Source organism: Hephaestia caeni, from assembly GCF_003550065.1.
Classification (GTDB): domain Bacteria; phylum Pseudomonadota; class Alphaproteobacteria; order Sphingomonadales; family Sphingomonadaceae; genus Sphingomonas; species Sphingomonas caeni_A.
The window spans coordinates 231,511-251,896 of the sequence record NZ_QXDC01000003.1 but is presented as its reverse complement, the minus strand read 5'-3'; the positions used below and the strand labels follow the sequence as shown (position 1 = coordinate 251,896).

Genomic DNA, 20,386 nt, shown 5'->3' with positions numbered 1-20,386 from the left:
CCGCGAAGGCGGGGGCCCATCTCCAGCGGGCTGCATCACACGAGTCGCTTGAAATAATCGCTCAAGCACGCTTCTTCGCCGCCGGCTTTTTCGCGGGAGTCTTCTTCCCCGGCTTTTCGATCGACTTCTTGAGCGCCGCCATCAGATCGACGACGTTCGAGGCGCCGCGTCCCGACGGCTCATCCTTCTCCTCGATGATCTTGCGGTTGCTCTTCGATTTGCGCTTGCGCGCGATCAATTCGTGGAGCGCATCGACATAGCGGTCGTGGAATTCCCTCGGGTCGAACGGCGCGGCCTTCTTCTCGATCAGCGCCTCGGCGAGATCGAGCAGTTCGGCGTCGGGCCTGGCGTCGGGGATGTCGCGGAAATAGCCCTGCGCCTTGTTGACCTCGTCGGCGTAGCGCAGCGTCTCCAGCACCATGCCGCGTCCGCACGGCTTGAGGCTGACGACATATTCGCGGCCCCTGAGCGCAAGCTGGCCGAGCCCGACCTTCCTCGTCCGCTTCAGCGCCTCGCGCAGCACGATGAACGCTTCCTCGGCGAGATCGTCGGCGGGCACCACGAAATAAGGCTTTTCGTAATAAAGCACGTCGATCTCGTGCGCGTCGACGAACTGCGTCAGCTCGAGCGTCTTCTTCGATTCGAGCTTGACCGCGTCGATCTCGTCCTGGTCGAGCAGGACATATTCGCCCTTCTCGTATTCATACCCTTTCATGATCTCGTCGGTATCGACCGGGCCGATGCCGGTGACGACCTTCTCGTAATGGATCGGCTTGCCCGACGGTTCGTGGATCTGGCGAAAGCTCACCGTCGCGCCCGATTTGGTCGCGGGGTAGATCTCCACGGGGATCGAGACGAGCGCGAGCCTGATCTGTCCCTGCCAATAGGCGCGCGCGGCCATTCCCGGTCTCCCGTCATTCCCGAAACCGATTCAATGCGCGCTGGGCGGCGTGGTTCCGAAGCCTCCGATTCTGCCGCGCGTGCCGCCGCCCGATGTCTGCGCTGTCCTACAGCGTGGCATTGGGTTATGGGCGTGACCATGCCGGATTCTCCTCCCTCCACTGGTTCTTTGCGGGCTTTTTGGCGGCGGTCGCGCGACCCGCGCCATACTCTCCACTTTGTCCACTTAGCGGGTGCGCAGCGGGCTGATGACTGAAGATCCGCTCGCGCTGTTCGACGTTTGGCTCGCGGAAGCGAGCGAGACCGAGCCCAACGATCCCAATGCGATGGCGCTCGCCACCGCCAATGCCGCCGGCCAGCCCGCGGTGCGGATGGTGCTGCTCAAGGGGCACGACGCCCGGGGGTTCGTCTTTTACACCAATCAGCAGGGCCGCAAGGCGAGTGACCTTGCCGAAAACTCGCAGGCCGCGCTCCTTTTCCACTGGAAATCGTTGCGCCGCCAGATTCGCATCGAAGGCCCGGTGAGCATCGTTGCCGATGCCGAGGCCGATGCCTATTTCGCCACCCGCAGCCGTGATTCGCAGCTCGGCGCCTGGGCGTCGGATCAGTCGCGCCCGCTCGATAGCCGCGCGACATTCGAAGCGCGGTTCGCGGCCGTGAAGGCACGCTTTGCCGACGTAGAGGTGCCCCGCCCGCCGCATTGGTCGGGCTATCGCGTGGCGCCGCAACGGATCGAATTCTGGCAGGATCGCGCGCACCGTCTCCACGAACGGCGGCTGTTCACCCGCGATGGCGACGGCTGGACCGAAGGATTGCTCTACCCGTGACCGAGAACGAACGCCGCCGTCTGCTGCCGTTCGCCGTGCGCGCCGCGCTGGCGAGCGTCGGGATGGCGTGCTTCCTGTTGCTGTTGAAAGGCTTCGCCGCCTGGCACACCGGATCGGTCGCGATGCTCGGCTCGCTCGCCGATACCGGGCTCGATCTGCTCGCGAGCCTCGTCACGCTCTACGGCGTCCGCCTCGCCGCGACGCCCGCCGATCACGATCACCGCTTCGGCCACGGCAAGGCGGAGGCGCTGGCGGCGCTGTTCCAGGTCGCGCTGATCACCGCCTCGGCGATCGGCATTGCCTGGCGCGCGATCGAGGCGCTCACGAACCCGGTCGAAACGCACGACGCCGGATTCGGGATCGGCGTCTCGCTGGTCGCGATCGCTGCCACGCTGGTGCTGCTCTGGTATCAGCGCCAGGTGATCCGCAAGACCGGCTCGGTCGCGATCATGGCGGATAACGTCCATTACCAGTCGGACGTGCTGCTCAACGGCTCGGTGATCCTCGCGCTCGCGCTCGATCAGTTCGGCGGGATTCCCGCGGCCGATCCGATCTTCGGCATCGCGATCGCCGCGTGGCTGCTCTGGGGCGCGTTCAAGGCGTCGTCGACCGCGATCGATCATCTGATGGACAAGGAATGGTCCGAGGAGGATCGCGCGCGCTTCGTCGAGGTCGCCGCGCGTCAGCCGGGGATCAAGGGCATCCACGATTTCCGCACCCGCCGCGCCGGGGCGCATGAATTCGCGCAATTCCATATGGAGGTGGCGCGCGATCTGACGGTGGCCGCGGCGCACGATATCGTCGAGAATGTCGAAAAGGCGCTCAAGCGCGCCTTCCCCAAGGTCGAGGTGCTGATCCACGTCGATCCCGAAGGCCATGTCGATACCGACAATCCGCTGGTCGAGGCCGATGTCACCCCGCATTGGTTCGGCAAGCGCGTATGAACATTCCCTTCGCGCAGATCGACGCCTTCGCGAACGCACCCTTCACCGGCAACCCGGCGGCGGTGATGCCGCTCCACGCCTGGCTCGACGACGCGATGCTTCAAGCGATCGCCGCCGAGAACAACCTCAGCGAAACCGCTTTCCTCGTCCCTGCCGAGGACGAGGGGGCCGATTTCGAGCTGCGCTGGTTCACGCCGACGGTGGAGGTCGTGCTGTGCGGCCACGCGACGCTCGCGAGCGGCCATTATGCCCTCTCGGCCGATCCCGGCCGTGATCGGGTGCGCTTTCGCACCCGCAAGGCGGGCGGGCTCACGGTGACGCGGGCGGGCGGCGGCTACGAACTCGCGCTCCCCGCTTGGGGGCCGGATCCCAAGCCGCTCGACGCGATCGTCGCGGCGCTGGGGGTGGGCAGCGCGGTCGCAACGCTCTGGCACCCCAATCGCTACGGCGTCGTGGTGCTCGAAACCGCGGCCCAGGTGCGCGCGTGCGCTCCCGATTTTCGCCGCCTCGCCGCCGCCGGCGATACGCTGACGATCGTCACCGCCCCCGGCGACGAGACCGATATCGTCAGCCGCGTGTTCGCGCCCGGCGCGGGGATCGACGAAGACCCCGTCACCGGCTCGGCGCATGCGGTGCTGACGCCCTATTGGACGAACCGCCTCGACCGCGATCGCTTCACCGCGTTTCAGGCCAGCGCGCGCGGTGGCCACCTGACCTGCCGCCTCGACGGCGACCGCGCGGTGCTCGGCGGCCAGTGCGTGACGGTGATCGAGGGTGTGTTCGCGCTTTGATTTGATCCACTGCCGTGGATAGCCGTACCGGCCCGCTCCCCCACCCCACCTCCCAAGTCATTATACTGCATGGGAGGTGGGGTGGGGGAGCGGGCCGGTGCCGCCCGGAAATCAAAGTTTAGCGCGCCAGCGCGGGGGCGAGCGCGTGCTCGGTCCCGAACGCTAGTTCGAGGTTGATCCCATTGGGGTCCTTGAGCACGATCTGCGTCAATCCGGCGACGCGCGTGTCGCGGCGGCGATAGGCGATGCCGAGATCGGTCAGCCGTTTCTCCATCGCATCGGGATCGCGACAATCGAAGGCGACATGATCCATCCGCCCGCGCGCGCCGACCGCGGGAATATCCTCGCCCTCGGCGGGCATGTTGACGTGGATGATCGCGCGCCCGTCGCGGTCGTAGAGCCAGGCATTGCGGGTCTGGTCGGCCATCGTCGACGCGGGGCCGCGCACGAGATCGAACACGTCCTCGTAGAACGTCAGCGTCTCGTCGAGCGCGGGGGTGCGGATGTTGATATGGCCGATGCGCTCGATCATTGGATCAGACTCCCGACGACTCTTCCCAGCGCCTGCCGCGTCGGCGCCAGCGCGCTATCCTGCGTCTTGCCGAGCCGGACAAGGATGATGGCATGGTGCGTGCCCGGATCGTGCGGGTCGGCGCCGGTGCCGGCGATGACGAACTGGCCGAGATGCCCGATCATCGACACGACCGTATCGGGTGCCGCGTCGGGAAACAGCGTCGGCCCGTCGGGGTCGCTCCCGCCCGCGCGGTTGAGCCAGGTCTGCCCGCCATATTCGGGATCGCGCGGCGAGGGAGCCTTCATGAACGCGAGCCAGTCGGGCGCGATCACCTGTGCCCCGTCGGCGCCCGTGCCGTCGAGCAGCAACCGGCCCATCCGCCCCCAATCGTCGAGCGTCATGTAAATGAGCGATCCGCCGATCTGCGTCCCCGCGCCGTCGAACTCCAGGAACGCGCTCGTCACCCCCGCGGGCTGGAACAGCCGCTCGGTGGCGAAGTCGCGATACGTCGTGGCGCGCACCCTGGGATCGGTGCTGTCGGTCAGCGTATCGGCGATGATCTTCGCGAGGATGATCGTCGTCAGCGACGAATATTCGAATTTGGTCCCCGGCGCCGCTTCGAGCGGCTGGGCGATCGCCTTCGCCGCCATATCGCCGGTGCCGCCGACGAACAGCACCTGATTGGTGTCCGATCGCTCGATCGGATCGCCGATCTCGGTATGACGAAGCCCCGAGCGCATCTGGAGCAGCATCCGAAGCGTGATCGCGCCGCGCGGATCGCCGGGGCGGTGCCATTCGGGCACCGGCGCAGGGGCATCGAGCGCGAGCTTGCCGTCGGCGACCAATTCGCCGACCAGCATCGCCGTCACGGTCTTCGCCATCGACCAGGAGATGAAGCGGTTGGCGTCCGAAAAGCCCGGCGCATAGCGTTTGGCGATCACGCGTCCGTCCTCGATCAGCAGCACCGCGCGGGTGCCCGGATCGGCGACGAACAGCGGCGCGATCATGTTCTGCGGCTGCGCGCCGCCGCTCGCCGGGAGCAGGGCGAGAAGGGGAAGCGCGAACAGGCTTTTGATCCGCATCAAGCCAGCCTAGTCTCGGCGGCCATGAAGACAAGACGCATCATCGGCTGGGGCGCGCTCGCGCTGATCGTGCTGCTCGCGGCCGGGGTCGCGCTCTATGCGCATCTGATGACCCCCAAGCTCCAGCTCGGCGTCGGCTACGGCGCGCGCGTCGCGTGCGGGTGCCGCTATATCGAGGGCCGCCCGCTCAAGAGCTGCTACAAGGATTTCGAACCCGGCATGGAGGTGATCCACCTCGCCGACGATTCGAAGACCAGGACGATCACCGCCTCGGTGCCGCTCGTCGCCAGCCGCAAGGTGACGTTCGACCCCGTCCTCGGTTGCCAGCCCGAGCCGTACAAACCCTGAAATCCCCCTTTGCAGGGGAAACATGGGAAGTCGTTGACTCTCGCCCGCCCCCGGCCGTAATTTGGAACAAATAGCGAACAATGGCGTCGAGTCGTGTGTGTCCCATTCCGTTTCCCTGAAGGCGCTGCGCCGCAAGGTTGCCGCGCTCGAGCGGCGGCCGGCGGCGGTGCCGGCCGCGCGTGCGGCGTTGGGCGTGCCCGCGATCGAGGCGGCGCTGGGCGGCGGGCTGGCACGCGGCCGATTGCACGAAATTTTCGCCGCCACGCCGGGCGATGTGGCGGCGGCGGCGGGCTTCGCGGCGATGCTGGCCGCGCGGTTGGGCGACACCGCCCCGATCGTCTGGCTGCGTCAGGACGAGGCGGAACGCACCGCGCATCTGCACGCGCCGGGGCTGGCCGAACTGGGGATCGATCCGGCCCGCCTCGTGCTGGGAGTCGCCGCCGATCCGTTGATGCTGCTGCGCGTGGCGGCCGAGATCGTGCGCTGCGACGAGGTCGGCGTGGCGGTGATCGAATCGTGGCGTCAGCCGCGCCCGCTCGATCTGACCGCGAGCCGGCGGCTGGCGGTCGCGGCGGAAGCCTCGGGCGTCACCGCATTGATGCTGCGCGTCGATGCCGCGCCTGCGCCCAGCGCCGCGCACACGCGCTGGCAGGTCGCGGCGGCCCCTTCGCAGCCGCTCGAAGCGAAGGCGCCGGGTTTTCCCGCGCTCGATCTCACGCTTCTGCGCCAGCGTGGCGGCGTGGCAGGGCAGCACTGGCGCGTGGAATGGGATCGTGACGCGCGCGGATTTGCCGAAGCGCCGCTTTCTGGCGTTATGGTTCCCCTGGCTGAGCACGGATCGGCTGCGGCTTGAAGAGCAAGTATGCCTGCGAAAGCAGGAATCCAGGGTCACAAAGGACGACGCCCGCGACTCTGGGCTCCCGCCTTCGCAGAAACACGGCGGAGGACAGCCCCTCGCGCTGGTCGAAAAGCAGCGCGGGGCGATGCGGCTCGTCGCGTGCAATGCCGCCGTGCACGCACTCGGTCTCGCCCCCGGCCTGCCGCTGGCGGATGCGCGCGTGCGCGTTCCCGATCTCGCGGTGGCGGACGCCGATCCCGCGGCCGACGCACGGCTGCTCGCCCGCCTTGCCGATGCCTGCGATCGCTACACGCCGATGGTGGCGCTCGATCCGCCTGCCGGGTTGACGCTCGATATCACCGGCAGCGCCCATGTCTTCGGCGGGGAGACGGCGATGCTCACCGATCTCGGCCGGCAGACGATGCGTTGGGGCGTCGAGGGGCAGGCCGCCTTCGCCGATACGCCTGAGGCCGCACAGGCGCTCGCCCGCCATGCCGATCTGCCCGTCACCGACGAAGCCGGGGCGATCCATGCGCTGCCGATCGCGGGGCTGCGGCTTGACCCGGAAACCGTCACCGCGCTCCGCCGCGCCGGGTTGCGCACGATCGGCGACCTCGCAGACCGGCCCACCGCGCCGCTCGCCGCGCGCTTCGGCACGGCGGCGACCGATGCGCTCGCGCGCCTGCTCGGTCGTGCCGACAGCCGCCTTACCCCGCGCCGTTCGCCGCCGGCGCTGCGTGTCGACCGCCGCTTCGCCGAGCCGATCGCGCGCGCCGAGGATGCGCTCGGCGTGATCGGCGATCTCGCCCGCGAGGCCGCCGTTACGATGGACGCGCGCGGCGAGGGCGGCCGCCGCTTCGCGGTACGGCTGTTCAGGAGCGATGGCGCGACGCGCGATCTCGCGGTCGAGACCAGCCTGCCGACGCGCGATCCTGCACTGGTGCTGCGCCTGTTCGGCGAACGGATCGACGGCCTCGCCGATCCGATCGACCCCGGTTTCGGTTTCGATCTGATCCGGCTGGCCGTGCCCGTGCTCGCGCCGCTCGCGCCCGCGCAACTCGCGCTCGACGGCGGCGAGGCGCGTGACGGCGAGATGATCGCGCTGATCGATCGCCTCGGCACGCGCATGGGTCGCGCCCGCTTCCGCCGCCTGGTGCCGCGCGACACGCATATCCCCGAGCAGCGGGTGCGCGCGCTCCCCGCGGTCGAGGCGTGCGCCCCGATGCCGTGGGGAGAGCCCACCCCCGGCGAGCCGCCGCTGCGCCCGCTCCATCTCTTCGATCCGCCCCAGCCGATCGAGGTGACGGCCGAGGTGCCCGATGGCCCGCCGCGATGCTTCCACTGGCGTCGCACGACGCACACGATCGTCCGCTACGAAGGCCCCGAACGGATCGCCGCCGAATGGTGGCGCCGCGCCGACAATGCCGGGCTGACGCGCGACTATTACCGCGTCGAGGACACCAGCGGCCGCCGCTTCTGGGTGTTCCGCAACGGATTGTATCGCGAGAAGGACGATCCCCGCTGGTACATGCACGGGCTGTTCGCGTGAGCTACGCCGAACTCGTCGCCGCGACCAATTTCTCCTTCCTGCGCGGCGCCTCGCACCCTTCGGACATGGTCGCCGAGGCGATGGCGCTCGGTTACACCGCGATCGGCATCGCCGACCGCAACAGCGTCGCCGGCGTGGTGCGCGCCTACAAGGCGCTGCGCGATGCGCCCGAAAAGGCGCGGATCGCCTTGATTGAAGAGAAGCGCGCCCAAGGGGCGCCGCTCGTGCTCTCCGAAGAAGAGGAGGCCGGGTGCCGCACCGATCTGCGGTTGCTGGTCGGCGCCCGGCTCGTCTTTACCGATGGCACGCCCGACATCGTCGCTTATCCGATGACCCGCCGCGGCTGGGGGCGGCTCACCCGGCTGCTCACCGCGGGCAATCTTCAGGCGGTGAAGGGCGATTGCATCCTCGAGCTCGACAATCTTCTCGCGCATCTCGACGATCTGCTGCTGATCGTGCTGCCGCACTCCACGGCGACGGATCAGACGCCGCATCGAAAGCCGGTTCCATACGATAGTGCGGCGGTCGCGCCGGAAACGACGCATCTCCGCCTCGTCGAAGCGCTGCCGCGCGATCTTTCCGAGCTGCTGGCCCGGCTCTCGGCCAAGGCACCGGGACGAGTGTGGCTCGGTGCGGCAATGCATCATCGCGGTGACGATCAGCGACGCCTGGCACGATTGGCATCGCTTGCGCGGAGCACCCGCGTGCCGATGATCGCGGTCGGCGATGCGCTCTATGCGACGCCCGAACAGCGTCCCTTGCACGATGTGCTCACCTGCATCCGCGAAGGCACTACCATTGCCGAAGCGGGCCGTCGGCTCGAAATCAATGCCGAGCGCCACCTGAAGCAGCCCGCCGAAATGATGCGGTTGTTCCGACGCTTCCCCGAGGCGATCGAGGAGACGACCTGTTTCGCCTCGCGTATCGACTTCACGCTCGATCAGCTCAACTACGAATATCCGCACGAACCGGTGCCCGACGGCTGGGCGCCGCAGGACTGGCTCGAACATCTCGTCATCGAGGCCGCGCACGCGCGCTACGGCGACGACCTGCCCGAGAAAATCCAGTCCTCCCTGACCGAAGAGTTCGATCTGATCCGCAATCGTGGCTACGCTTATTATTTTCTCACCGTCCATGATCTCGTGAAGTTCGCCCGGTCGCAGGAGCCGCCGATCCTGTGCCAGGGCCGCGGTTCGGCGGCGAATTCGATCGTCTGCTTCCTGCTCGGCGTCACGTCGATCGATCCGATTAAGCACGATCTGCTCTTCTCGCGCTTCATGTCGAGCGACCGCAACGAGCCCCCCGATATCGACGTCGATTTCGAGCACGAGCGGCGCGAGGAGGTGATGCAATATGTCTATAAGCGCTATGGTCGCCACCGCGCGGGGGTCACGGCAACCGTCATTCATTATCGCCCCAAGAGCGCGGTGCGCGAGGTCGGCAAGGTACTCGGCTTTTCGGAAGATGTGACGGCCCAGCTCGCGAGCACCGCCTGGGGCAGCTACGAGCACGCCGTCGAGGAACGCCGTTTTGCCGAGAACGGCCTCGATCTTGCCGATCCGGCGATTGCGCGGCTGCGCTGGTTGGTCGGCGAGCTGCTGCAATTCCCCCGCCATTTGTCGCAGCATGTTGGCGGTTTCGTGCTGACGCAGGATCGGCTCGACGAGACGGTGCCGATCCACCACGCCGCGATGGACGACCGCAGCTTCATCGAATGGGACAAGGACGATATCGATACGCTGGGCCTGATGAAGGTCGACGTGCTCGCGCTCGGCATGCTGACGTGCATCCGCAAGAGCTTCGATCTGATGCGCGCGCACGGGCTCGGCGATCACAATCTCGAGGTCGATCTCGAGGCCGGCGACGAGGCCGTCTACGACATGCTGTGCAAGGGCGACAGCATCGGCGTGTTCCAGGTCGAAAGCCGCGCGCAGATCAACATGCTGCCGCGGCTCAAGCCTCGGACATTGTACGATCTGACGATCCAGGTGGCCATCGTGCGCCCGGGGCCGATCGAAGGCGACATGGTGCATCCCTATCTCCGGCGGCGGAGCGGCGTCGAGAAAGTCGATTATCCCTCACCCGCGCTACCCCATGATCCGAACGAACTGCGCAGCCTGCTTGGTGCAACTTACGGCGTGCCGCTGTTCCAGGAGCAGGCGATGAAGCTCGCGATCGTCGCTGCCGGTTTCACGTCGTCCGAGGCCAACCAGCTCCGCCGCGCGATGGCCACGTTCCGCAATGTCGGCACGATCGACCAGTTCCGCGAGAAGATGGTCGGCGGCATGATGCGGCGCGGCTACGGCCAGGATTTCGCCGAACGCTGTTTCAAGCAGATCGAAGGTTTCGGCAGCTACGGCTTTCCCGAAAGCCACGCATTGTCGTTCGCGCGGCTGGTCTATGTCTCGGCGTGGCTCAAATGCCATCAGCCCGCGGTGTTCGCCGCCGCCTTGCTCAATTCGCAGCCGATGGGCTTCTACGCCCCCGCCCAGATCGTCCGCGACGCGCGCGAGAAGGGCGGCGTCGAGGTGCGCGCGATCGACGTCAACGCGAGCGGGTGGGACAATGGGTTGGAATCCTCCCGTCATGCCGGACTTGTTCCAGCATCCAACCCTGCACGAGCGTCAGCGCTTGAGGCACGTTGGACCCCGGAACAAGTCCGAGGTGACGGCCCCGCGTTACGCCTCGGACTCCGCCAGATCGACGGTTTCCGCGAGGATTGGGCAATCGCCATCGCTGCGGCGCGGGGCGCTCGCGCCTTCGCCAGCATCGAAGACCTCGCCCGCCGCGCGGCGCTCCCCCAGCGCGCGCTGCGCCTCCTCGCCGATGCCGATGCGTTCCGTTCATTGGGGCTCGATCGCCGTGCCGCGTTGTGGGAGGTCCGCCGCACGCCCGCTGCCGAATTGCCGCTGTTCGCCGCGGCCGCTGCGCGCGAACTGGGCGCGGAGCCCGACGTCGCGCTGCCGGCCATGTCGACGGCCGAACACGTCGTCACCGATTACCAGACGACGCGGCTGTCGCTGAAGGATCACCCGATGGCCTTCCTGCGCGCCACGCTCGCCGCCGAAGGGGTGTTGAGCTGCGCCGAAACCGATAATGCAAGGAACGACGCGTTCGTCCGCACCGCGGGCATCGTCCTCATCCGCCAGCGACCGGGCAAGGGCAATGCGATCTTCATCACGATCGAGGACGAGACGGGCATCACCAACATCGTGCTCTGGGCGCGCCAGTTCGAGATGTGGCGCCGCGCGGTGATGGCTTCGCGCCTGATGCTCGTCGAAGGCCGCATCCAGCGCAGCCGCGAAGGCGTCGTCCACCTGATGGCGAGCCGCATCGTCGACCGCACCGATCTGCTCGATCATCTGTCGGAAGCCGATGTCGCGCCGGTCGGGCCCGACGCGCTGTCGCGCCACCCCCGCAACGTGCGGATCGTGCCAAAATCGCGGGATTTCCATTAAAGCACCTTGCGCTTCTGCCTTTCGTCATTCCCGCGAAGGCGGGAATCCAGAATTGAAACGTCGGCCATCGCCTCGAAGGTTAGCCAGTCTGGATCCCCGCCTTCGCGGGAATGACGGACGAGGGCTTGGCAAAGATCCTGCTGTCGCAGGAGCTCTGCCACCAGCTAGCCCGTAACCGCGTTGTTGCTCCGATCCTTGTCGGGCAGCTTGTGGTCGGGATCGAGCGTCGCCGACACCACCTTCGACGCGCCCCCCACCGGCACCGCGGTCGCCGCCTGCCGGATCCATGTCTCGGCGGGAAGCCGCACGTCCTTCCTGCTGCCGTCGGCGAAGACCACGCGCAGCGTCACCGGCATGACGAGCTTGTCGCGCGCCTCAACCGTCACCAGCGCGCCGTTCTTGGGATCGCCGTCGACATAGGCGATCTTCGTGGCGGCGAGATCCATCTGCCAGTTCTCAAAATACCAGCCGCGCCACCACCAGCTCAGATCCTCGCCCGCATCATTCTCCATCGCGCGGAAGAAGTCGGCGGGCTTGGGGTGTTTGAATGCCCAGGCGGCCGTGAAGCGCCGGAACGCATGGTCGAACCGCTCCGGCCCCAGGATTTGCTCGCGCAGCAGGATCAGCCCCAGCGCCGACTTGAAATAGGTCACCGGATGGCGCCACTTCTCGACGATCGTGTCGCTGCGGCTCAGGATCGGCGGAGCGTCCTTGTCGGCGAGGATCGGCAATATCTCGTCGACCGGATTGCCGCCGCCCGGCGCATATTCGCCGTCACGCTTGGGGGCGTATTCGCCATTGTTGAACTCGTCCGATTCGTAGACGTCGATGAAGGTGTTGAAGCCCTCGTCCATCCAGGCGTGGCGGCGCTCGTCGAAGCCGACGATCATCGGGAACCACGAATGCCCGATTTCGTGCGCGCTGATCCAGAACAGTTCCTTGCCCGCATCGTCGATGCCGTCGAACACGATGCCGGGATATTCCATCCCCGTCGCCGGCCCCGCGATGTTGATCGCGGCGGGCCAGGGATAGGGGTACCATTTGGCCGAAAAGCGCTCGACCGCGTCCTTCATATATTCGGTCGAGCGGCCCCAGCGATCCGCACCCTGGCTCTCCGCCGGGTAGAGCGACATCGCGAGCGCGGTCTTGCCGCCCGGCAGATTGATCCGCGCCGCATCCCACGCGAAGCCGCTCGACGCGCTCCACGCCACGTCGCGCGTGTTCTCCATGCGAAAATGCCAGGTCAGCGTGCCGTCCCGTTTGGGCCGGCTGGCGGGATCGGTGATCTCTTGCGGCGATCGGATCATCACCGTCGCATCGCTGGCCTTCGCCTTTTCCAGCCGCGCGACCTGCGCTTTGGTCAGCACCTCGTCCGGGTTCATCAATTCGCCCGATCCGGCGACGATCATGTCGGCGGGCACCGTCAGCCAGTAATCGAAGTCCCCGTATTCGAGATAGAATTCCTGCGCGAGATAGGGGAGGGGGTCCCAGCCGCGCAGATCGTCATACACCGCCATCCGCGGATACCATTGCGCGAGATCGTAGATCTCGCCGTCGCGCGATTTCCCCCACGCCATGCGCCCGCCGAACTCGCCGGGGATGGTGAAATGATAGGCGAGCGTGACGATCGCCGTCTCGCCTGGTGCCAGCGGCGTGGGAAGGCGAAGCTGCGCGCGCGTGTCGCTGATCAGCGGGGTGACCGCGACTGCCCTGGCCTTGCCGACAGCAACCTCGGCCGAGGTGAGCGTCATGCCGTCGGTCGTGCCGCGCAGCTTGCCGCCGGCGGCCATATAGCCCCTCGAATCGGTCTTGTAGAGATTCTGATCGAGGTGCAGCCACAGCACGTCGAGCGTGTCGGGGCTGTTGTTGGTATAGGCGATGCGCACTGTGCCGCGGATCGCCTTGGCCTGCGTATCGAGCGTCGCGCGGATCGCGTAATCGGCGCGGTTCTGCCAATAATCCGGCCCGGGCATCCCGTTGGCCGATCGGTAGCGGTTGACCGGCTGGCCAAGATCGAGCGGTGCGAAGGTCTCGCGCGGGTTGTACGCCTGCGCCATGACGGGCGCTCCCATTAGCAGCAGCGCGAGCGCCGCCAGCAGCTTCATCATCATCGTCTCCCGACCCGCTCGCCCGGTCTCCGCCGTGCGTTTGGCGAACGGGTTAGGAGCGATGGCGCCCACGATCAATGCGGGCTCACGAATTCCTCGTCGCCGTCGACGCCCGCGGCGTGCGTCCGCGCGCGGCCGGCGGCGATCGCGATCGCGCAGAGCACGACGTAACAGAGCATCGGCACGGCGAGCCCGGTCGAATAGCCGCTCATGTCCGCGATCTTGCCGACGATCAGCGGGATGATCGCGCCGCCGATGATCGACATGCACAAGAAGCCGGAGGTCGCGTCGGTGCTCGCCGACGAACGCTCGAGCGTCAGCGTGAAGATCACCGGGAACATGATCGAATTGAACAACCCGATCGACAGCGCCGCATAACCCGCCGGCACGCCGCGCGTCAGCACCACGAACAGGCACAGCGCCGCCGCGATCGCGGTGTTGACCGCGAGCAGCCGGTGTGCCTTCATCCGGGTCAGCAATGCCGAGCCGACGAACCGGCCGATCATCGCGCCGAGCCAGTAGAGGCTGACATAATAGCCCGCGTGCTGGAGCGGGATATCCCAGATCGATTCGCTGTTGAGGAACAACGCCATCTGCGTGCCGATCGCCACCTCGGCGCCGACATAGAGGAAGATCGCGAGCCCGCCGATCAGCGCCCAGCGCGACGAGGCGACCTCGGCAAGCGTCTGCCCGAAACCGTGTGCCGCGGGGGCGGGCGGGGCGGCATCGGTGATGCGCCGGCGCGACCACCAGATGAAGCCGGCGAGGAACGCGAGCAGCACGGCGATGATCACGAAGCTCAGGTCGATCGCGCCGAGCGCATTCGATCGCGCGGTCGCGTCGATCACCTCGCCGGGCTTCACCTCGACGCCCTTGAGCAGCAGGTTCGCACCCAGCAGCGGGCCTAGCACGGTGCCGAGCGAGTTGAACGCCTGGCTCAAGGTGAGGCGGAAATGGCTGCGTTCGGGCACGCCGAGCGCGGCGGCGAGCGGGTTCGCGGCGACTTGCAGGATGGTGATCCCGCTGGCGATCACGAACAGGCCGAGCAGCACGCCGGGATAGGTGTCGAGGTTGGTGCCGGCGAGGATGACGAAGCAGCCCGCGATCATCATCGCGATCGCCAGCACGATCGAGGGCACCGCGCGCAGTCGCGACACCAGGATCGCTGCCGGGATCGAGATGATGCCATAAGCGATGAAAAAGGCGAACGCACTGAGCTGCGCCTCGACGTTCGACAGGTTGAAAATGCCCTTCACCGCCGCGACCAATGGATCGACCAGCGAGGTGATGAACCCCCAGACGAAGAACAATGTGGTGACCGAGGCGAACGCGCCGGTGGCCTTGTTGTGGGTGGGCATGCGGCTCTCCACTGAATTGGCGTCTGTCATCGATCCCCGGTCAGGCGTGCCTGGCGGTGCGGCGGGTGGTGTCGGCGGGCGCTTTCCAGAGCGCGCCCGGCTTAGGCAGCAGGAAATGGCTGAACGGCAGGATCGCGGCGCCCACCGCGGGTGCATCTTCGGATAGTGCGGCGCGCGCGACCGGTGCGATCACCGGAATATTGTCGCCGCGCTCCTTGAGCCGCGCCTGCGCGGCGGTGGCGAGCCGCTCGACCAGATCCTTGGGCAGCCGCCCGCCGATCAGCACCATGCCCGGGTTGACGAGGCAGTTGATCGCCTCGAGCGGGACGTAGAGCCGCTGCGCCACGCGATCGATCCAGGTCTGGATGCTCGTCTCGGCGCGCGCCGACCGGTCGGCCGCAAGCGCGTCGGCAAGCGTCAGCCCATCGGCGGCGAGGTGCTTGGCGAGGCCCGACAGCGACACGAGCTTCTGCACCTGCTGGATGCCGCCGTCCTCGGTCGGCGCGCGCAGGAAGCCCAGCTCGCCCGAACGCCCGTCGGCGCCCCGGAAATAGGCGCCGTCGACGACGATCCCGCCGCCCAGCCCCGACGAGATCAGGATGTAGAAGAAGCTCGACAGCTTCTGGCCGAGCCCGAGCTGCATCTCGCCCATCGCAGCCGCCGCGGCGTCGTTCTCGACGAAGACGGGCAGGTCGAACGGCTCCTCGAACAATTCGGCCATGTCGATGGCGTCCCATTCGGCATAGGTGGCGGGGCGGCCGGGCAGGTCGACCAGCCCGAGATCGTCGGGAACCGCGACCCCCAGCCCGACGAGGCTCGCGCGCTTGACCCCGGCATCGTCGAGCATCCCACGCACCGAACGGCGATAGAGATCGCGGACATGGCCCGGCAGCGCGAAATCGACCTCTTCCGAAACGCGCGCGAGCGTCTGCCCCGCGAAATCGACGAGCACCAGCGTGATGTGGTCGCGATCGATGTTGATGCCGATCGCGTGGCAGGCGTCGCGCTTGATGACGAGCTTGGTCGGCGGCTGGCCGCGCCCGCCGCGCCGCTGGCCGGCTTCCTCGATCAGGCCGTCGCCCAGCAGCCGCTTGGTGATGTTGGCGATCGCCGGCGGCGTCAGCCCCGTGATCGCCGCCAGATCGACCCGCGTCAGCGAGCCGTTGACGCGGATCGCGTGCAGCGTCACGCGCTGATTGTGATCGGCGGCCCGCTCGAGATTGGTTCCTGACAGGCGAACGCGGCCGGGCGTGGGCAGCACGCTCATGCGCGGCGTTCCTCGTAAGGCCGGGCAGCCGCGCCGTGCCTCATGGTGTGGAGCGTTTCCGCCATCTCCCGTTACCTTCCTGTGAACGTTCCCATTGCCCTTGGGCGCGGGCGATGCCAAGATACGCGCGCCGGGAGCAATGCCAATTGCTTTTCAATTTAATTTAATAATATACTCGGAGACAAGAGGGGATGGTCATGCGGGCAATGATCCAGAGGCGCAAGGGCCTCTTGATGTTAGCGTCAACAGCATTGGCGATCGGCGCGGCCTGCGCGGTTTCGGCGCAGCAGGCGCCGGCGCCGGCGATCCCGCCCGAAGCGATTGCCCACCCCGATATCTGGCCGCAGGCGCACTGGCCCTACAAGGCCGATCCGGCGCTGGAAAAACGCATCGCGGGCCTGCTCCAGCGGATGACGGTCGAGGAAAAGGTCGGGCAGGTCGTCCAGGCCGATATCGCCAGCGTGACGCCCGCCGACGTCAAACAATATCATCTCGGCTCGGTGCTCAACGGCGGCAGCTCGGGGCCTTATGGCGACGATCTCGCGCCGGCGGCGAAATGGCTCCAGCTTGCCGACGAATTCTACGCCGCCTCGGTGGACAAGAGCGGCGGCGGCGTCGGGATTCCGGTGATCTGGGGGATAGACGCGGTCCACGGCAATTCGAACATCATCGGCGCGACGCTGTTTCCGCACAATGTCGGGCTCGGCGCGATGCACGATCCCGCGCTGATGCGGCGGATCGCCGAGGCGACCGCCGCCGAGATCCGCGTGACCGGGCAGGAATGGACCTTCGCCCCGACGATTACCGTGCCGCAGGATGGTCGCTGGGGCCGCGCCTATGAAGGCTATTCGAGCGATCCCCGGCTGGTCTCCGATTATGTCGGCCAGTTCATCCGCGGGTTGCAGGGCGAGCCGGGCGCGACCGACATCCTCAAGGGGCCGCACGTCATCGCCTCGACCAAGCATTTCCTCGCCGACGGCGGCACCGAGGATGGGCACGACCAGGGCGACGCGAAGATCAGCGAGGCCGAACTGCGCGATATTCACGGCCTGCCCTATGTCGCCGCGATCGATGCCGGCGTGCAGACGGTGATGACGAGCTTTTCGAGCTGGAACGGCGTCAAGATGGCGGGCAACAAGAGCCTCGTCACGGGTGTGCTCAAGGACAGGATGGGGTTCGGCGGCTTCGTCGTCAGCGATTGGAACGCGCACGGCCAGGTCGCGGGCTGCACCAACGCGAGCTGCCCGCAGGCGATCAACGCCGGGCTCGATATGTATATGGCGCCCGATAGCTGGAAGCCGCTCTGGCACAGCCTGCTCGCCCAGGTGAAGGACGGCACCATTCCGATGGCGCGGCTCGACGATGCGGTCACCCGCATCCTGCGCGTCAAGATGCGGCTCGGGCTGTTCGAGGCGGGCAAGCCGTCGTCGCGGCTGCTGTCGGGCAGATATGACGTGCTTGGCAGCCCCGAGCATCGCGCGATCGCCCGTCAGGCGGTGCGCGAATCGCTGGTGCTCTTGAAGAACAACGGCAGTGTGCTGCCGCTTAATCCGGGCGCCAACATCTTGGTGGCTGGCGACGGCGCGGATGATGTCGCGCGCCAGTCGGGCGGCTGGACGCTGTCGTGGCAGGGCACCGGGCTCAAGCCCGAGGATTTTCCCGGTGCGACCTCGATCTGGGCCGGGCTCAACAGCGCGATCGGCGCGGCCGGCGGCACCGCGACATTATCCCCCGACGGCAGCTTCACCGGCGCCAAACCCGATGCCGCGATCGTCGTGTTCGGCGAGACGCCCTATGCCGAATTTCAGGGCGACCTGAAGACGCTCCAGTTGAAGCCAGAACTGCGCGCGCCGCTGGCGACGATGAAGAAGTTGAAGGCGCAGGGGATTCCCGTGGTCGCGCTGATGCTCACCGGGCGGCCGCTGTTCGTGAACCCGGAGATCAACGCCGCCGACGCTTTCGTCGTCGCATGGCTGCCGGGCTCGGAAGGTGCGGGCGTCGCTGACATGCTGCTCGCCGGAACGGACGGCAAGGTCGCACACGAATTCCGCGGCACGCTGAGCTTCCCCTGGCCCGCCACCGCCGATGCCAAGGGCAAGCATCTGTTCGCGCTTGGCTACGGCCTCAAGACGACGAGCGACACGGCGGTGCCGCCGCTGTCCGAAGACCCCGGCGTCGCGGACAATGCGCAGCAAGGCACCTATTTCGCCAATGGCGTCCCCGCGGCGAGCTGGTCGCTGATCGTCGCCGATGCCGCCGGCCAGCAGACGCGGATCACCACTGTTCCCGCGACCGGCGCCAATGGCGATGTCGCGGTGACGGCGACCGATCATATCGTTCAGGAAGGCGCGCGGCGTTTCGCTTTCGGCGGCAAGGCGCAAGCGACGATTGCGCTCACGACCCAGGCGCCGGTCGATGTCGCGCGGGAAAGCAACGGCGATCTCATGCTGGTGACGACGATGCGCGTCGATACCGCGCCCGCCAGCACGCTGACGCTGTCGGCGCGCAGCGGCACCGCGAGCGCCAGCGTGCCGCTTGCCGGTCTCGCCGCGCCGGGTGCGTGGCGCACTTATGGCGTTCCGCTCAAATGTTTCGCGAACCAGGGCGTCGACATGGAGCATCTCGACGTTCCGTTCGCGCTCACCACCTCGGGCAAGGCCGTGATCAGCCTCGCGACCGTGCAGCTTGGCACCGTCGCCGATCAGATCGCGGCCTGCCCCAAATGACTTGGCGTCCCGCACGACCTTCCCTGGGACGATCAAGCGCCGCGCTGCACTGACGCGCGCGGTATCTTAGGGCGTGGTCCGGCACCTTCCCGCCGGATCACGCCCGTTTTTTTGTTGAAGCGGCACCGGCCCGCTCCCCCACCCCGCCTCCCAAGACATTATGCTGATTGGGAGGCGGGGTGGGGGAGCGGGCCGGTGCCGCTCACATCTAACGCACCACTCGATCCATTTTTTCGAGATCGACCCCGCGTGTCTCGGGAAACCACCGCCAGACGACCACCAGTTGCACCGCCATCGCGGCGGCGAAGAACCAGAACGGCGCGGCCTGCGTCAGCCGCGCGACCACCGGGAAGCCGAACGCGAGCAGCGCGTTCATCCCCCAATGCGTCGCGCTGCCCAGCGATTGGCCGCGCGCGCGTACCGCGGTGGGGAAGATTTCCGAAAGATAGACCCAGATCACCGCGCCCTGGCTGATCGCGAAGAACAGGATGAAGCCGATCAGCGCGGGCAGCAGCAATGTCTGCCCGGTGCCGGTCGCATAGATCGTCGCGACGCCCGCGAGCGCGATCCCGGTGCCGCCCGCGCCGACCATCAGCAGCGGCTTGCGCCCGACCTTGTCGATCAGCGCCATCCCGATCAGCGTCGCGACCAGGTTGGCGATGCCGATGCCCACCGCCTGCACATCGGCGGAAACGCGGGAGAAGCCCGCTGCCGCGAAGATGTCGTTCAGATAGTAGAGGATCGCGTTGATCCCCGAGAGCTGGTTGAACAGCGCGATTCCGATCGCGAGCAGGATCGGCTTGCGGTGGCGCGTCCAGCTCAGCCGTCCTTCGGTCTGCCCGGCGTGGACGGTGCGGAAACTCTCGATCAGCGCGGCGGGCTCGCCCATGTCGAGCAAGGCGATCGCGTGATGCGCCTCGTCATGGCGACCCTTGGCGACCAGCCAGCGCGGGCTGTGCGGGATGCGCAACAGCATGACGAGGAACAAAGCGGCGGGCGCGGCGGCAATGCCGAGCTTGAGCCGCCAGACGAGATCGCCCCCGGCAAGCTGTCCGATCGCGAAATTGCTGACATAAGCGACCAGGATGCCGATCACGATGTTGAGCTGGAACAGCCCGACCAGAAACCCGCGCCGCTTCGCCGGGCTGACCTCGGCGATATAGACCGGCGCCAGCACCGACGATCCACCGATCGCGAGCCCGCCGAGAAAACGGAAGGCGACGAACGAGGCCAGATCCCAGCTCGCGCCCGATCCGATCGCCGAGACGATATAGCCCAGCGCGATCCACACCAGCACCGTGCGGCTGCCGAACCGGTCGCCCGGCGCGCCCGCGCCCAGGGCGCCCACCAACGTGCCGACGAGCGCGGCCGACACCGCGGTGCCGAGCCCCACCGCGCTCAGCGCGAATTCGCTCCGCAACGCTCCCGTCACGCCCGATATCACCGCGGTATCGAACCCGAACAGCAGCCCCGCGAGGCTCGCCGCGATCACCGCGTTCCAGTTGACGCCTCCCCGGTTGACGTCAGCGCCCGCCTTTTCCATCCTGCCCCTCCTGATTGCGCTACCAGCGCCCCGACGATTGATTATTTAATTTGATGTATCAATCAGGCGACGCGCGGACGCAAGATCGGGCCGGATGACGACCGCACGGCTGCGGCGTCGCCAACGTAGAGAG

Annotated in this window: 15 protein-coding genes; 8 read left to right on the top strand and 7 right to left on the bottom strand. The window is 67.2% G+C overall.

The annotated features are described in order from the left end of the window. Positions 1–61: 61 nt before the first annotated feature. The gene (ku, locus tag DFR49_RS09640) at positions 62–901 is read right to left on the bottom strand and encodes a non-homologous end joining protein Ku (protein ID WP_119035554.1); all 840 of its coding nucleotides are present in this window, start codon (positions 899–901) and stop codon (positions 62–64) included. A gap of 247 nt (positions 902–1,148) precedes the next feature. Here ku and pdxH point away from each other — a divergent pair, with 247 nt between their 5' ends. From pdxH to DFR49_RS09625, 3 genes are read left to right on the top strand one after another with little or no spacing between them, the layout of a single operon-like run. Then, positions 1,149–1,727 carry a pyridoxamine 5'-phosphate oxidase gene (gene pdxH / locus DFR49_RS09635; protein ID WP_119036340.1) on the top strand — a complete coding sequence of 193 codons (579 nt, stop codon included), beginning with the start codon at positions 1,149–1,151 and terminating at the stop codon, positions 1,725–1,727. After that, a complete protein-coding gene (locus DFR49_RS09630; protein ID WP_119035553.1) occupies positions 1,724–2,671 on the top strand; it encodes a cation diffusion facilitator family transporter in 948 nt (315 codons plus the stop codon). Before pdxH ends, DFR49_RS09630 begins: the two co-directional genes overlap by 4 nt. Beyond that, complete coding sequence (locus DFR49_RS09625; RefSeq protein ID WP_119035552.1) at positions 2,668–3,462, top strand: PhzF family phenazine biosynthesis protein; 795 nt, start codon at positions 2,668–2,670, stop codon at positions 3,460–3,462. The genes DFR49_RS09630 and DFR49_RS09625 overlap by 4 nt, the downstream gene beginning before the upstream one ends. Before the next feature lie 118 nt (positions 3,463–3,580). Here DFR49_RS09625 and DFR49_RS09620 read toward each other — a convergent pair whose 3' ends face one another. Together DFR49_RS09620 and DFR49_RS09615 are read right to left on the bottom strand one after the other, a co-directional pair. Beyond that, the gene (locus tag DFR49_RS09620; RefSeq protein WP_119035551.1) at positions 3,581–3,994 is read right to left on the bottom strand and encodes a VOC family protein; all 414 of its coding nucleotides are present in this window, start codon (positions 3,992–3,994) and stop codon (positions 3,581–3,583) included. Next, positions 3,991–5,058, bottom strand: a complete 1,068-nt coding sequence (locus DFR49_RS09615) for a serine hydrolase domain-containing protein (RefSeq protein WP_119035550.1) — start codon at positions 5,056–5,058, stop codon at positions 3,991–3,993. The genes DFR49_RS09620 and DFR49_RS09615 overlap by 4 nt, the downstream gene beginning before the upstream one ends. A gap of 24 nt (positions 5,059–5,082) precedes the next feature. Here DFR49_RS09615 and DFR49_RS09610 point away from each other — a divergent pair, with 24 nt between their 5' ends. From DFR49_RS09610 to DFR49_RS09600, 4 genes are all read left to right on the top strand, one after another. Then, the gene (locus tag DFR49_RS09610) at positions 5,083–5,406 is read left to right on the top strand and encodes a hypothetical protein (RefSeq protein ID WP_119035549.1); all 324 of its coding nucleotides are present in this window, start codon (positions 5,083–5,085) and stop codon (positions 5,404–5,406) included. A 97-nt stretch (positions 5,407–5,503) separates the two neighbouring features. Continuing rightward, positions 5,504–6,259, top strand: a complete 756-nt coding sequence (locus tag DFR49_RS09605; protein WP_119035548.1) for an ImuA family protein — start codon at positions 5,504–5,506, stop codon at positions 6,257–6,259. A gap of 130 nt (positions 6,260–6,389) precedes the next feature. Continuing rightward, the gene (locus DFR49_RS22235) at positions 6,390–7,793 is read left to right on the top strand and encodes a Y-family DNA polymerase (RefSeq protein ID WP_245968335.1); all 1,404 of its coding nucleotides are present in this window, start codon (positions 6,390–6,392) and stop codon (positions 7,791–7,793) included. Continuing rightward, positions 7,790–11,251 (top strand): error-prone DNA polymerase, encoded by a 3,462-nt coding sequence (locus DFR49_RS09600; RefSeq protein WP_245968334.1) that lies wholly within the window; start codon positions 7,790–7,792, stop codon positions 11,249–11,251. The genes DFR49_RS22235 and DFR49_RS09600 overlap by 4 nt, the downstream gene beginning before the upstream one ends. Positions 11,252–11,415: 164 nt before the next feature. On the opposite strand, the gene DFR49_RS09595 is transcribed toward DFR49_RS09600, so the two are convergent. From DFR49_RS09595 to DFR49_RS09585, 3 genes are all read right to left on the bottom strand, one after another. Continuing rightward, entirely contained in the window at positions 11,416–13,359 is a 1,944-nt protein-coding gene (locus tag DFR49_RS09595; RefSeq protein WP_170150987.1) for a M1 family metallopeptidase, read from the bottom strand. 74 nt (positions 13,360–13,433) lie between these two features. Next, the gene (locus DFR49_RS09590; protein ID WP_245968333.1) at positions 13,434–14,717 is read right to left on the bottom strand and encodes a sugar MFS transporter; all 1,284 of its coding nucleotides are present in this window, start codon (positions 14,715–14,717) and stop codon (positions 13,434–13,436) included. Between the two features lie 40 nt (positions 14,718–14,757). After that, positions 14,758–15,984 (bottom strand): ROK family transcriptional regulator, encoded by a 1,227-nt coding sequence (locus DFR49_RS09585; RefSeq protein ID WP_119035545.1) that lies wholly within the window; start codon positions 15,982–15,984, stop codon positions 14,758–14,760. A gap of 233 nt (positions 15,985–16,217) precedes the next feature. On the opposite strand from DFR49_RS09585, the gene DFR49_RS09580 reads away from it, so the two are divergent. Continuing rightward, positions 16,218–18,710, top strand: a complete 2,493-nt coding sequence (locus DFR49_RS09580) for a glycoside hydrolase family 3 protein (protein ID WP_119036338.1) — start codon at positions 16,218–16,220, stop codon at positions 18,708–18,710. A 208-nt stretch (positions 18,711–18,918) separates the two neighbouring features. Here DFR49_RS09580 and DFR49_RS09575 read toward each other — a convergent pair whose 3' ends face one another. Then, positions 18,919–20,253 (bottom strand): sugar porter family MFS transporter, encoded by a 1,335-nt coding sequence (locus DFR49_RS09575; RefSeq protein WP_119035544.1) that lies wholly within the window; start codon positions 20,251–20,253, stop codon positions 18,919–18,921. Positions 20,254–20,386: the final 133 nt, after the last annotated feature.

Bases quoted from the DNA above. Each gene is read 5' to 3' on its own strand.
- ku (WP_119035554.1), bottom strand. From the start codon at position 901: ATGGCCGCGCGCGCCTATTGGCAGGGACAGATCAGGCTCGCGCTCGTC.
- pdxH (WP_119036340.1), top strand. From the start codon at position 1,149: ATGACTGAAGATCCGCTCGCGCTGTTCGACGTTTGGCTCGCGGAAGCG.
- DFR49_RS09625 (WP_119035552.1), top strand. From the start codon at position 2,668: ATGAACATTCCCTTCGCGCAGATCGACGCCTTCGCGAACGCACCCTTC.
- DFR49_RS09620 (WP_119035551.1), bottom strand. From the start codon at position 3,994: ATGATCGAGCGCATCGGCCATATCAACATCCGCACCCCCGCGCTCGAC.
- DFR49_RS09615 (WP_119035550.1), bottom strand. From the start codon at position 5,058: ATGCGGATCAAAAGCCTGTTCGCGCTTCCCCTTCTCGCCCTGCTCCCG.
- DFR49_RS09610 (WP_119035549.1), top strand. From the start codon at position 5,083: ATGAAGACAAGACGCATCATCGGCTGGGGCGCGCTCGCGCTGATCGTG.
- DFR49_RS22235 (WP_245968335.1), top strand. From the start codon at position 6,390: ATGCGGCTCGTCGCGTGCAATGCCGCCGTGCACGCACTCGGTCTCGCC.
- DFR49_RS09595 (WP_170150987.1), bottom strand. From the start codon at position 13,359: ATGATGAAGCTGCTGGCGGCGCTCGCGCTGCTGCTAATGGGAGCGCCC.
- DFR49_RS09590 (WP_245968333.1), bottom strand. From the start codon at position 14,717: ATGCCCACCCACAACAAGGCCACCGGCGCGTTCGCCTCGGTCACCACA.
- DFR49_RS09585 (WP_119035545.1), bottom strand. From the start codon at position 15,984: ATGAGCGTGCTGCCCACGCCCGGCCGCGTTCGCCTGTCAGGAACCAAT.
- DFR49_RS09580 (WP_119036338.1), top strand. From the start codon at position 16,218: ATGTTAGCGTCAACAGCATTGGCGATCGGCGCGGCCTGCGCGGTTTCG.
- DFR49_RS09575 (WP_119035544.1), bottom strand. From the start codon at position 20,253: ATGGAAAAGGCGGGCGCTGACGTCAACCGGGGAGGCGTCAACTGGAAC.